Raw genomic sequence first — 12,861 nt, forward strand, 5'->3', positions numbered from 1 at the left:
GCGTATCCGGTCCGGAGTGGATCACTGCACGGGCATGGGCCTCTTCTCCGCTGGTGGCGGAAGGTGCCCCGTACGCGTCCGGCCCCCGCCGGGGTGGCGGGGGCCGGACCTGCGCGAAGAACGTCAGCGGACGAACACCGAGGCCTTGGTGGCCAGGTCGAGGAAGTACTGCGGGAGCAGGCCGAGGCCGAGGGTGACCAGCACGCCGACGCCGATGGCGGTGGCGGTGAGCGGGCTGGGGACGGCGACGGCCGGGCCGGAGGGCTGCGGGTCGGAGAAGAACATCAGGACGATGACCCGGATGTAGAAGAACGCGGCGACCGCGGAGGAGAGCACGCCGACGATCACCAGCGGGGTGGCGCCGCCCGCGGCGGCGGCCTGGAAGACCGCGAACTTTCCGGTGAAGCCGGAGGTCAGCGGGATGCCCGCGAAGGCCAGCAGGAAGAGCGCGAACACCGCGGCCAGCAGCGGGGAGCGCCGGCCCAGGCCGGCCCAGCTGGACAGGTGGGTGGCCTCGCCCTTGGAGTCCCGCACCAGGGTGACGACGGCGAACGCGCCGAGCGTCACGAAGGAGTAGGACAGCAGGTAGAACAGGACGGCGGAGACGCCGCGCCGGTCGGTGGCGATCAGGCCGGTCAGGATGAAGCCGGCGTGCGCGACCGAGGAGTAGGCGAGCAGCCGCTTCACGTCCTGCTGGGTGACGGCGAGGATCGCGCCGACCGCCATGGTGAGGATCGCCACACCCCACATCACCGGCCGCCAGTCCCAGCGCAGGCCGGGGAAGGCGACGTAGAACAGCCGCAGGAAGGCGCCGAACGCGGCGGTCTTGGTGGCGGCGGCCATGAACCCGGTGACGGGTGTCGGGGCGCCCTGGTACACGTCCGGGGTCCAGGAGTGGAACGGCACCGCGCCGACCTTGAAGAGCAGGCCGACGGCGAGCATGGCCAGGCCGATCAGCAGCAGCGCGTCGTTCTGGGTGGTGACGGCGAGCGCCGGGGTGACGGGGGCGGTGCCGGAGATCACGTCGGCGATGCCGCCGAACCGGACGGTGCCCGCGTAGCCGTAGACCAGCGCGGTGCCGAACAGGAAGAACGCCGAGGCGAACGCGCCGAGCAGGAAGTACTTGACGGCGGCCTCCTGGGAGAGCAGCCGGCGCCGGCGGGCGAGCGCGCACATCAGGTACAGCGGGAGGGAGAAGACCTCCAGCGCGACGAACATGGTGAGCAGGTCGTTGGCGGCCGGGAAGAGCAGCATGCCGCCGACCGCGAACAGGGTGAGCGGGTAGATCTCGGTGGTGCGCAGGCCCTCGCGGGTGGCGTCGCGCTCCTGCTCGCCGCCGGGCACGGCGGCGGCCTGGGCGGCGAAGGCGTCGACCCGGTGGCCGTTGATCCGCGGCTCCAGCCGGCCCTCGGCGAAGGTGAGGACGGCGAGGACGGCGGTCAGCAGGATCACGCCCTGCAGGAACAGCGCGGGGCCGTCGACGGCGACGGCGCCCATCGCCAGCAGGCCGGCCTTGGTGGTGCCGTGGCCCTGCGCGGCGAGCACCACGACGGCGGTGAAGGCGCCGCCGAGGCCGAGCAGCGACAGCCCGGTCTGGGCGGAGGCGCGCAGCCGCCGGGGCAGGAACGCCTCGGCGAGGACGCCGAGCAGCGCGGCGCCGAAGACGACCAGCATCGGCGAGAGCTGCCCGTACTCGATGTGCGGGGCGGGGATGCTCGCACTGTTGCCGCCGGCGGCGGCCAGCGCGTGGGCGGGGATCACTTCTGCTCACCTCCGTTGGTGGCGGCGACCGGGTGGGCCGGCGCGGGGTCGGTCCGGTGGACCTGGCCGAGGGTGTCGTTGACGGCCGGGTTGACCATGTCGGCGAGCGGCTTCGGGTAGACGCCGAGCAGCAGGGTCAGGGCCACCAGCGGGGCGACGACGGCGATCTCACGGACCTTCAGGTCCTTGAGGCCCTCGACGCCGGCCTTCACCGGGCCGGTCATGGTGCGCTGGTACAGCAGCAGGGCGTACAGCGCGGCCAGCACGATGCCGAAGGTGGCGACGATCCCGATCACCGGGTAGCGGCTGAAGGTGCCGACCAGGACCAGGAACTCGCTGACGAACGGCGCCAGGCCGGGCAGCGAGAGGGTGGCCAGGCCGCCGATCAGGAAGGTGCCGGCCAGGACCGGGGCGACCTTCTGCACGCCGCCGTAGTCGGCGATCAGGCGGGAGCCGCGGCGGGAGATCAGGAAGCCGGCGACCAGCATCCAGGCGGCGGTGGAGATGCCGTGGTTGACCATGTAGAGGGTGGCGCCGGACTGGCCCTGACTGGTCATCGCGAAGATGCCCAGGATGATGAAGCCGAAGTGCGAGATGGACGCGTAGGCGACGAGGCGCTTGATGTCCTTCTGCCCGATCGCGACCAGCGCGCCGTAGACGATGCCGACCAGCGCCAGCACCATGATCACCGGGGCGAAGGTCTTCGACGCGTCCGGGAACAGGCCGAGGCAGAACCGCAGCATCGCGAAGGTGCCGACCTTGTCGACCACCGCGGTGATCAGCACGGCCGTTCCGGCGGTGGACTCGCCCATCGCGTTCGGCAGCCAGGTGTGCAGCGGCCACAGCGGGGCCTTCACCGCGAAGGCGAAGAAGAAGCCGAGGAACAGCGCCCGCTGCGCGTTCGGGTCGATCACCAGCTTGCCGGAGGAGATCGCGTCGGTCAGCGCGGTCAGGTCGAACGTCGCCTGCCCCTGGTTCCCGGCCACCACGTACAGGCCGATCACGGCGGCCAGCATGACCAGACCGCCGAGCAGGTTGTACAGCAGGAACTTGACGGCCGCGTAGGAGCGCTGGCTCGCCGAGTCGGGGCCGCCGGCCTTGTCGCCGAAGCCGCCGATCAGGAAGTACATCGGGATCAGCATGGCTTCGAAGAACACGTAGAACACGAAGACGTCGGTGGCCAGGAAGGACACCAGCACCATCGCCTCGACGGCCAGGATCAGCGCGAAGAACGCCTGGGTGCGCCGCTTGGACTCGAACGAGCCCTCGGGGACGGCCGGGTCGGCGTCGTGCCAGCCGGCCAGCATCACCAGCGGGACCAGGACGGCGGTGAGCAGCACCAGGGCGGTGCCGATGCCGTCCGCGCCGAGCGAGAAGCTGATCCCGAAGGACCTGATCCAGGAGTACGACTCGGTCAACTGGTAGCGGGCGCCGCCGGGTTCGAAGGCGGCGGCGACCGCGGCGGCCAGGCCGAGGGTGACGGCGGAGACCGCGATCGCCACGGTCTTGGTGGTGCGCCGCCGGGCCTCGGTGGTGCCGGCCGGGAGCGCGGCGGTGAGCACCGCGCCGACGGCCGGGACCGCGCAGGTGGCGGAGAGGAGGTAGCTCATCAGACCGACCTCATCAGGAGAGTGGAGGCGACCAGCACCAGCGTGCCGCCGAACATGGAGAGCGCGTACGTGCGGACGTAGCCGGTCTGGATCCGGCGCAGCCGGCTGGAGACGCCGCCGACGGCGGCGGCCAGGCCGTTGACGAAGCCGTCCAGGCCGCGGCTGTCGAACCAGACCAGGGTGTTGGCGAGCGCGGTGCCGGGGCGGACCAGGACGGCGTGGTTGAGGTCGTCCTGGAGCAGGTCGCGGCGGGCGGCCCGGGTGAGCAGCGAGCCGACGGGGGCCTGCACCGGGACGGGGCTGCGGCCGTACATCTGCCAGGCCAGGCCGGCGCCCGCGAGCATGCAGGCGGTGGCGAGGCCGGTGATGGTCCACTGGTTCAGCGGGGAGTCGCCCTCGGCGTGGCCGGTGACCGGCTCCAGCCAGTGCAGGAAGGAGCTGCCGTAGACGAACAGGCCGCCGGCGAAGACCGAGCCGAAGGCCAGCACGATCATCGGGACGGTCATCGACTTCGGGGACTCGTGCGGGTGCGGCAGCTCGCCGGTCTCCGCGTCCGGCTGCCAGCGCTTCTCGCCGAAGAAGGTCAGCACCATCAGCCGGGTCATGTAGAACGCGGTGACGGCGGCGCCGAGCAGGGCGCACAGGCCGAGGATCCAGCCCTCGGTGCCGCCCTTGGCGAACGCCGCCTCGATGATCTTGTCCTTGGAGAAGAAGCCGGACAGGCCGGGGAAGCCGATGATCGCCAGGTAGCCGAGGCCGAAGGTGGCGAAGGTGACCGGCATGTACTTCCGCAGGCCGCCGTAGTGCCGCATGTTCACCTCGTCGTTCATGCCGTGCATGACCGATCCGGCGCCGAGGAACATCCCGGCCTTGAAGAAGCCGTGGGTGACCAGGTGCATGATGGCGAAGGCGTAGCCGATCGGGCCCAGGCCCGCCGCCATGATCATGTAGCCGATCTGCGACATGGTCGACCCGGCCAGCGCCTTCTTGATGTCGTCCTTGGCGCAACCGACGACCGCACCGAACAGCAGCGTCACCGTGCCGACCACCACCACGGCGGTCTGCGCGTCCGGCGCCAGGTTGAAGATCGCCCCGGAGCGGACGATCAGGTAGACGCCGGCGGTGACCATGGTGGCCGCGTGGATCAGGGCCGAGACCGGGGTCGGGCCCTCCATCGCGTCGCCGAGCCAGGACTGCAGCGGCACCTGCGCGGACTTGCCGCAGGCGGCGAGCAGCAGCATCAGGGCGATCGCGGTGAGCTTGCCCTCGCTCGCGTCGCCCGCGGTGGCGAACACCGGGCGGAACGCGAAGGAGCCGAACTCGACGAACATCAGCATGATCGCGATCGACAGGCCCATGTCGCCGACCCGGTTGACGATGAACGCCTTCTTGGCGGCCGTCGCGGCGCTCGGCTTGTGCTGCCAGAAGCCGATCAGCAGGTAGGACGCGAGGCCCACGCCTTCCCAACCGACGTACAGCAGCAGGTAGTTGTCGGCCAGTACCAGGACCAGCATGGCGGCCAGGAACAGGTTCAGGTAGGCGAAGAACCGGCGGCGGCGCTCGTCGTGCGCCATGTAGCCGACCGAGTAGAGGTGGATCAGGGTGCCGACGCCGCTGATCAACAGGACGAAGGTGACCGAGAGTTGGTCGAGCTGGAAGGAGATGTCGGCCTGGAAGCCGTTCACCGGGATCCAGCTGAACAGGTGCTGCGTGACGGCGCGGTGCTCGGCGTCCCGGCCGAGCATGTCCGCGAACAGGGCCAGGCCGAAGGCGAAGGAGAGCGCGGCCAGCGCGGTCGCGATCCAGTGCCCGAACCGGTCCAGGGCCCGTCCGCCGAGCAGCAGCAGGGCAGCGCCGGCCAGCGGCGCCGCGACCAGCAGCGGAATGAGAGAGTTCACTGAGGGCCCTCCGCCTTACAGCTTCATCAGGTTGCTGTCGTCGACCGAAGCGGAGTGCCTGGTCCGGAAGATGGAGACGATGACGGCGAGGCCGACCACGACCTCGGCCGCCGCGACCACCATGGTGAAGAACGCGATGATCTGGCCGTCCAGGTTGCCGTGCATCCGGGAGAAGGTGACCAGCGCCAGGTTCGAGGCGTTCAGCATCAGCTCCACGCACATGAACAGGACGATCGCGTTGCGCCGGATCAGCACGCCGGAGGCGCCGATGGTGAACAGCAGCGCGGCCAGGTACAGGTAGTTGACGGGGTTCACTCCGCCCCCTCCTCGGTCGGCACGGTCTCCAGCGCCCGGCGGGGCCCGGCGACCTGCGGGCGGGCGGAGGACGGCCGGCCCAGCCGGTCGGCGGTGGCCTCCTCCAGTTCGGCCATCCGGCGCAGCATGTCCTGGCTGACGTCGCGGACCTGGCCGCGCTCGCGCAGGGTGCCCATCACCGAGTCCTCGGCGATCGTGCCGTCCGGCAGCAGGGCCGGGATGTCGACCGCGTTGTGCCGGGCGTAGACGCCGGGCGCGGGCAGCGGCGGGACCTGGATGTTGTCCTTGACCCGCTGGGCGGCCAGCTGGCGCTGGGTCAGCGGGGCGCGGACCTTCTCGCGGTGGGTCAGCACCGTGGCGCCGACCGCGGCGGTGATCAGCAGCGCGCCGGTCACCTCGAAGGCCCACACGTACTTGGTGAAGATCAGCCGGGCCAGGCCCTGCACGTTGCCCTCGGCGTTGGCCGCGGCCAGGCCGGTGAAGTCCCGCAGGTGCGCGTTGGCCAGGCCGGCGATCAGCAGCACGCCGAAGCCGAGGCCGCAGAGCACGGCGGCGATCCGCTGGCCCTTCAGCTGCTCCTGCAGCGAGTCCGCCGAGGTGACGCCGACCAGCATCACCACGAACAGGAACAGCATCATGATCGCGCCGGTGTAGACGACGATCTGCACCACGCCGAGGAAGACCGCGCCCTGCGCCAGGTAGCAGATCGCCAGGGCGATCATGGTGGCGGCCAGGCAGAGCGCCGAGTGCACCGCCTTCTTCATCAGCAGCATGCCGAGCGCGCCGCCGACCGCGAGCACGGCCAGCACCCAGAACTGCACGGCCTCGCCGGTGGAGGTCATGACTGCTCCTCCTTCTCGCGGTCGTGCTTCTCCTGCTGGACGGTGCCGGGCGCCGCCGCGGTGATCTCGCCCCGGTAGTAGGCGCCCTCGTCGGTGCCCGGGAAGATCGCGTGCGGGGAGTCGACCATGCCCTCGGTCAGCCCGACCAGCAGCTGCTCCTTGGTGAAGATCAGGTCCTGCCGGGAGGAGTCCGCGAGCTCGTACTCGTTGGTCATGGTGAGCGCCCGGGTCGGACAGGCCTCCACGCACAGGCCGCACAGGATGCAGCGGGCGTAGTTGATCTGGTAGACCGCGCCGTAGCGCTCGCCGGGCGAGTAGCGCTCCTCGTCCTGGTTGTCGGCGCCCTCGACGTAGATCGCGTCGGCCGGGCAGGCCCAGGCGCACAGCTCGCAGCCGACGCACTTCTCCAGGCCGTCCGGGTGCCGGTTCAGCTGGTGGCGGCCGTGGAAGCGCGGAGCGGTGGGCTTCTTGTACTCCGGGTACTGCTCGGTGAGCCGCTTCTTGAACATGGCCTTGAAGGTCACGCCGAAGCCGGCGGCCGGCCCGAGGATCGACTTCTCTGACGACTCGTCAGGCATCTCGGATCAGCTCCCTTCGGAATGGTCGGCCCCGTGGAGGGCGTCCTGGAGTTGCGGGGTCCGGCGACGGCGGCGCGGGACGGGCGGCAGTTCCTGGCCGGGCAGCGGCGGCACCGGGTAGCCGCCCGCCATCGGGTCGAAGGCCGGTTCGGCCTTCGGCTGCTCGGCGGGCTTCTTCCGGACCAGGTCGGCGACCAGCGCGACCAGCAGCACCGCCGCCAGCGGGGCGCCGACGTACAGCACCACGTTGGCGAAGTCGTAGCCCTCGTTGCGCAGCGCCCGCACGGTGGCGACCATCACCAGCCAGACCAGCGAGACCGGGATCAGGATCTTCCAGCCGAGCTTCATGAACTGGTCGTAGCGGAGCCGGGGCAGGGTGCCGCGGAGCCAGATGAAGAAGAACAGCAGCAGCTGGATCTTCAGGACGATCCACAGCATCGGCCACCAGCCGTGGTTGGCGCCCTCCCAGAAGGTGGAGATCGGCCACGGGGCGCGCCAGCCGCCGAGGAACAGCGTGGAGGCGACCGCGGAGACGGTGACCATGTTGACGTACTCGGCCAGCATGAACATCGCGAACTTCAGCGAGGAGTACTCGGTGTTGAAGCCGCCGACCAGCTCGCCCTCGGCCTCCGGGAGGTCGAACGGGGCCCGGTTGGTCTCGCCGACCATCGCGATGACGTACACGATGAAGGACACCGGCAGCAGCACCGCGAACCAGGTCGGCTGCTGCGAGGCGACGATCTCCGAGGTCGACATCGAGCCCGAGTAGATGAACACCGCCGCGAAGGACAGGCCCATCGCGATCTCGTAGCTGATCATCTGGGCGGAGGAGCGGATGCCGCCGAGCAGCGGGTACGTCGAGCCGGAGGACCAGCCGGCCAGCACGATGCCGTAGATGCCCACCGAGGCGGTGGCCAGGATGTACAGCAGCGCGATCGGCAGGTCGGTGAGCTGCAGCGGCGTCCGGGTGCCGAAGATCGACACCTCGTTGCCGGGCGGGCCGAACGGGATCACCGCGAACGCCATGAAGGCGGGGATCGCCGCGACGATCGGGGCCAGGACGTAGACCGCCTTGTCGGCGTTCTTGACGACCAGGTCCTCCTTCAGCGCCAGCTTGACGCCGTCGGCCAGCGACTGCAGCAGGCCCCACGGGCCGTGCCGGTTCGGGCCGATCCGCAGCTGCATCCAGGCGACGACCTTGCGCTCCCAGACGATCGCGATCAGCACCGTCAGGACCAGGAAGGCGAAGCAGAACACCGCCTTGAGCAGGACCAGCCACCACGGGTCGCGGCCGAAGAACCCGAGGGTGTCGGCGGCGGCCAGCGAAGAGGCGACACTCATGATTCCTCCGCCGGGGCGATGGTGACCAGGTGGCCGACCGTGGTGCCGAGCGTGCGGTGCGCGCCGCCGTCCGGCGTCGAGTTGAGCGGCAGCCAGACCGTGCGGTCCGGCATCGCGTCGGTGATCTCCAGCGGCAGGGTCAGCGACCCGGCCGGGCCGGTGATCCGCAGCGCCTTCCCGGCGCCGATCTCGGCGGCGGTACCGGCCGACAGCCGGGCGACCGCGGCGTGCCGGGTGCCCGCCAGGTGGGTGTCGCCGTCCTGCAGCGATCCGTTGTCCAGCAGCATCCGGTGCCCGGCCAGCACGGCCTGGCCGGTGGCCGGCCGGGGCAGCGCGTCGGGGTGCGCGACGGGCCCGGCCGGCCGGTCGCCCGCCCACGGGGTGAAACGGTCCAGCTCCAGCCGGGCCGCCCGGACGTCGGGCAGGCCGATCGGCCGGTCCAGCGCGTCCGCGACCATGCTCAGCACCCGGACGTCGGAGTGCAGCTGACGCCCCATCATCTGGTCGGCCTTGAGCGCGGGTTCGAACATCCGGACCCGGCCCTCCCAGTCCAGGAAGGTGCCGGCCTTCTCGGCGACCGCGGCCACCGGCAGCACCACGTCGGCGTGCGCGGTGACGGCGGACGGGCGCAGCTCCAGCGAGAGCACGAACCCGACCCGGGCCAGCGCCTCCTCGGCGAGCGCCGGGTCCGGCAGGTCGTCCACGCCGACGGCGCCGACCACCAGCGCGTCCAGTTCGCCCTGCACCACCCCGGCCAGGATCTGGCCGGTGTCGCGGCCCGGGCGGGCCGGGAGCTCGGCGACGCCCCAGTGCGCGGCGGCCTCGGCGCGGGCGGCGGGCACCGCGACGGCCCGGCCGCCGGGCAGCAGCCCGGGCAGCGCGCCCGCCTCGACGGCGCCGCGCTCACCGGCCCGGCGGGGCACCCAGGCGAGCTTCGCGCCGGTGGCGTGCGCCAGCCGGAGCGCCGCGGTCGGGCCGCCGGCGGTCTGCGCCAGCCGCTCGCCGACCAGGATCACCGCGCCCGGCGAGCGCAGCGCGTCCGCGCAGCGCCCGGCGTCGTCGGCGAGCACCTCCTCGCCGGCCAGCGCGACCAGCCACTCGGCCTCGGTGCCGGGGGCGGCGGGCAGCAGCGCGCCGCGCAGCTTGGCCAGGCCCCGGGAGGCGTGCGTGGCGACCGAGAAGACCCGCAGCCCACTGGCCCGGTTGGCCTTGCGCAGCCGCAGGAAGACGATCGGCGCCTCCTCCTCGGCCTCCAGGCCGACCAGCAGCACCGCCGGGGCGGCTTCGAGCTGACGGTACGTCACCCCGGCGCCGTCCAGGTCGGTGCCGTGTCCGGCGACGGCCGCGGCCAGGAAGTCCGCCTCCTCGCCGCTGTGCGGCCGGGACCGGAAGTCCACGTCGTTGGTGCCGAGCACGACCCGGGCGAACTTGCCGTACGCGTAGGCGTCCTCGACGGTGGCCCGGCCGCCCGCGAGCACGCCGGCCCGGGCGCCGCGCAGCCCCTCGGCGGCCCGCGCCAGCGCCTCCGGCCAGGAGGCGGGCGCGAGTTCGCCGTCCGCGCCGCGGACCAGCGGGGTGGTGAACCGGTCGCGCTGCTGCGCGTAGCGGAACGCGAACCGGCCCTTGTCGCAGTTCCACTCCTCGTTGACCTCCGGCTCGTTGCCGGCCAGCCGCCGCAGCACCTTGCCGCGCCGGTGGTCGGTGCGCTGCCCGCAGCCGGCCGAGCAGTGCTCGCACACGGACGGGGAGGACACCAGGTCGAACGGGCGGGAGCGGAACCGGTAGGCGGCGGAGGTGAGCGCGCCGACCGGGCAGATCTGGATGGTGTTGCCGGAGAAGTACGAGTCCAGCGGCTGGTCGACGCCGGTGCCGATCTGCTGGAGCGCGCCGCGCTCGACCAGGTCGATGAACGGGTCGCCGGCGATCTCCTGCGAGAACCGGGTGCAGCGCGCGCACAGCACGCAGCGCTCGCGGTCCAGCAGCACCTGGGTGGAGAGCGGCAGCGGCTTCTCGTACGTCCGCTTGACGCCCTCGAACCGGGAGTCGGTGTCGCCGGTGGACATCGCCTGGTTCTGCAGCGGGCACTCGCCGCCCTTGTCGCAGACCGGGCAGTCCAGCGGGTGGTTGATCAGCAGCAGTTCCATCACGCCGCGCTGCGCCTTCTCGGCGACCGGCGAGGAGACCTGGGTGCGGACCACCATGCCCTCGGCGACCGGGACGGTGCAGGAGGCGACCGGCTTGCGCTGCCCCTCGACCTCCACGATGCACTGGCGGCAGGCCCCGGCGGGGGCGAGCAGCGGGTGGTCGCAGAAGCGCGGGATCTGGGTGCCGATCTGCTCGGCGGCGCGGATCACCAGCGTGCCCTTGGGGACGCTGACCTCTACGCCGTCGATGGTGAGCGTGACCAGCTCGGTCTGGGTGGAAGGCTCCGTGACCGTCACGCGTGCACCTCCCTCTCGGTGGCGGACTCGTGGACGGGGGACCGGCCGGCCCAGACGGTGGAGGCCGCCGGGTCGAACGGGCAGCGGTGCTCGTTGAGGTGCTGCTCGTACTCGGCGCGGAAGTGCTGGAGCGAGGAGACGATCGGGCTGGCCGCGCCGTCGCCGAGCGCGCAGAACGACTTGCCGTTGATGTTGTCGGCGATGTCGAGCAGCTTCTCCAGGTCGCCGGGGACGCCCTGGCCGGCCTCGATCCGCTTGAGCAGCTGGACCAGCCAGTAGGTGCCCTCGCGGCACGGGGTGCACTTGCCGCAGGACTCGTGGGCGTAGAACTCGGTCCACCGGGTGACGGCCCGCACCACGCAGGTGGTCTCGTCGAAGACCTGCAGCGCCTTGGTGCCGAGCATCGAACCGGCGGCGCCGACGCCCTCGTAGTCCAGCGGGACGTCGAGGTGCTCGTCGGTGAACATCGGGGTGGACGAGCCGCCCGGGGTCCAGAACTTGAGCCGGTGCCCGGCCCGGACGCCGCCGGTGATCTCCAGCAGCTGGCGGAGCGTGATGCCGAGCGGGGCCTCGTACTGGCCGGGGTTGGTGACGTGCCCGGACAGCGAGTACAGCGTGAAGCCGGGCGACTTCTCGGTGCCCAGCGACTTGAACCAGTCCTTGCCGCGGGCCAGGATCGGCGGCACCGAGGCGATCGACTCGACGTTGTTCACCACGGTCGGGCAGGCGTACAGGCCGGCGATCGCCGGGAACGGCGGGCGCAGCCGGGGCTGGCCGCGGCGCCCCTCCAGCGAGTCGAGCAGCGCCGTCTCCTCGCCGCAGATGTACGCGCCGGCGCCGGCGTGCACGGTGATGTCCAGGTTGATGCCGGAGCCCTGGATGTCCTTGCCGAGGTACCCGGCCTCGTACGCCTCGGCGACGGCCGCCTGCAGGCGGCGCAGCACCGGGACGACCTCGCCGCGCAGGTAGACGAAGGCGTGCTCGCAGCGGATCGCGTACGAGGCGATCACCATGCCCTCGATCAGCGAGTGCGGGTTGGCGAACAGCAGCGGGATGTCCTTGCAGGTGCCCGGCTCGGACTCGTCGGCGTTGACCACCAGGTAGTGCGGCTTGCCGTCGTTCTGCGGGATGAACTGCCACTTCATGCCGGTCGGGAAGCCGGCGCCGCCGCGGCCGCGCAGGCCGGAGTCCTTGACCAGCGCGATGACCTCGTCGGGGGCCATCGCGAGGGCGGCGGTCAGGCCGTCGTAGCCGCCGTGTCGGCGGTAGGTTTCCAGGCTCCAGGGGCGGTGGTCGTCCCAGGAGGCGGACAGGACCGGGGAGAGGAGCTTCTCGGCCGGTTCGGCGGAGGTCATCACGCTTCCGTCCCTTCGTGCCGCGGGGAGACCACCTTGGTGCCCGGGGCGCCGGGCAGCGCCTCGCCCTTGGCCAGCCGCAGGCCCGCCAGCGAGGGCACGCCGCCGGCCCCGGACTCGTCGTTGGCGCCGGGTCGCGGGTCGGGGAACCCGGCCAGGATGCGGGAGGCGTCCTTGAACGAGCAGAGCTTGGCGCCGCGGGTGGGGCGCACTTCCTCGCCCGCGCGCAGGCTGTCGACCAGCTGCTTGGCGCTCTCCGGGGTCTGGTTGTCGAAGAACTCCCAGTTGACCATCACCACGGGGGCGTAGTCGCAGGCCGCGTTGCACTCGATCCGCTCGATCGAGACCGAACCGTCCTCGGTGGTGCGGTTGTTGGCGATCTGGAGGTGCTCGGAGAGCTCGTCGAAGATCTGGTCGCCGCCGAGCACCGCGCACAGCGTGTTGGTGCAGACGCCGACGTGGTACTCGCCGGCCGGGCGGCGCCGGTACATGGTGTAGAAGGTGGCGACCGCGGTGACCTCGGCGGTGGTGAGGTCCAACTGCTCGGCGCAGAACCGGATCCCGGTCGGGGTGACGCAGCCCTCCTCGGACTGCACCAGGTGCAGCAGCGGCAGCAGCGCGGACCGGGACTGCGGGTAACGGGAGATCAACTCCCGTGCGTCGGCGGCGAGTCGGGACTCCACCTCCGGCGGGTAGGGCTTGGCCGGCAGCGCCGGCAGG

At 71.7% G+C, this 12,861-nt stretch carries 10 protein-coding genes; all 10 read right to left on the reverse strand.

All coding sequences use genetic code 11. The features are described from left to right. Positions 1–123: 123 nt before the first annotated feature. The 10 genes from nuoN to nuoE are packed head-to-tail and all read right to left on the reverse strand — an operon-like array spanning position 124 to position 12,860. Complete coding sequence (gene nuoN, locus ACIQBJ_RS25490) at positions 124–1,761, reverse strand: NADH-quinone oxidoreductase subunit NuoN (RefSeq protein WP_400714961.1); 1,638 nt, start codon at positions 1,759–1,761, stop codon at positions 124–126. Beyond that, positions 1,758–3,371: an NADH-quinone oxidoreductase subunit M gene (locus ACIQBJ_RS25495; RefSeq protein WP_400714963.1), complete on the reverse strand. Its 1,614-nt coding sequence runs from the start codon at positions 3,369–3,371 to the stop codon at positions 1,758–1,760. Before ACIQBJ_RS25495 ends, nuoN begins: the two co-directional genes overlap by 4 nt. Further along, entirely contained in the window at positions 3,371–5,269 is a 1,899-nt protein-coding gene (gene nuoL / locus ACIQBJ_RS25500; RefSeq protein ID WP_400714965.1) for an NADH-quinone oxidoreductase subunit L, read from the reverse strand. Before nuoL ends, ACIQBJ_RS25495 begins: the two co-directional genes overlap by 1 nt. A 15-nt stretch (positions 5,270–5,284) precedes the next feature. Next, entirely contained in the window at positions 5,285–5,584 is a 300-nt protein-coding gene (gene nuoK / locus ACIQBJ_RS25505; protein ID WP_400714967.1) for an NADH-quinone oxidoreductase subunit NuoK, read from the reverse strand. Beyond that, a complete protein-coding gene (locus ACIQBJ_RS25510) occupies positions 5,581–6,426 on the reverse strand; it encodes an NADH-quinone oxidoreductase subunit J (RefSeq protein WP_400714969.1) in 846 nt (281 codons plus the stop codon). The genes nuoK and ACIQBJ_RS25510 overlap by 4 nt, the downstream gene beginning before the upstream one ends. Beyond that, positions 6,423–7,004 carry an NADH-quinone oxidoreductase subunit NuoI gene (gene nuoI / locus ACIQBJ_RS25515; protein ID WP_400714971.1) on the reverse strand — a complete coding sequence of 194 codons (582 nt, stop codon included), beginning with the start codon at positions 7,002–7,004 and terminating at the stop codon, positions 6,423–6,425. The genes ACIQBJ_RS25510 and nuoI overlap by 4 nt, the downstream gene beginning before the upstream one ends. A 6-nt stretch (positions 7,005–7,010) precedes the next feature. Beyond that, on the reverse strand, positions 7,011–8,345 hold the full coding sequence (nuoH, locus tag ACIQBJ_RS25520) for an NADH-quinone oxidoreductase subunit NuoH (protein WP_400714973.1): 1,335 nt from the start codon (positions 8,343–8,345) through the stop codon (positions 7,011–7,013). After that, complete coding sequence (locus ACIQBJ_RS25525; protein ID WP_400714975.1) at positions 8,342–10,786, reverse strand: NADH-quinone oxidoreductase subunit G; 2,445 nt, start codon at positions 10,784–10,786, stop codon at positions 8,342–8,344. The genes nuoH and ACIQBJ_RS25525 overlap by 4 nt, the downstream gene beginning before the upstream one ends. Further along, on the reverse strand, positions 10,783–12,141 hold the full coding sequence (gene nuoF / locus ACIQBJ_RS25530) for an NADH-quinone oxidoreductase subunit NuoF (RefSeq protein WP_400714977.1): 1,359 nt from the start codon (positions 12,139–12,141) through the stop codon (positions 10,783–10,785). The genes ACIQBJ_RS25525 and nuoF overlap by 4 nt, the downstream gene beginning before the upstream one ends. Then, complete coding sequence (gene nuoE / locus ACIQBJ_RS25535) at positions 12,141–12,860, reverse strand: NADH-quinone oxidoreductase subunit NuoE (RefSeq protein ID WP_400715312.1); 720 nt, start codon at positions 12,858–12,860, stop codon at positions 12,141–12,143. The genes nuoF and nuoE overlap by 1 nt, the downstream gene beginning before the upstream one ends. Between the last annotated feature and the right edge of the window lies 1 nt (position 12,861).

Origin of the sequence: Kitasatospora sp. NPDC088391, from assembly GCF_044753345.1 — a bacterium.
GTDB lineage: Bacteria > Actinomycetota > Actinomycetes > Streptomycetales > Streptomycetaceae > Kitasatospora.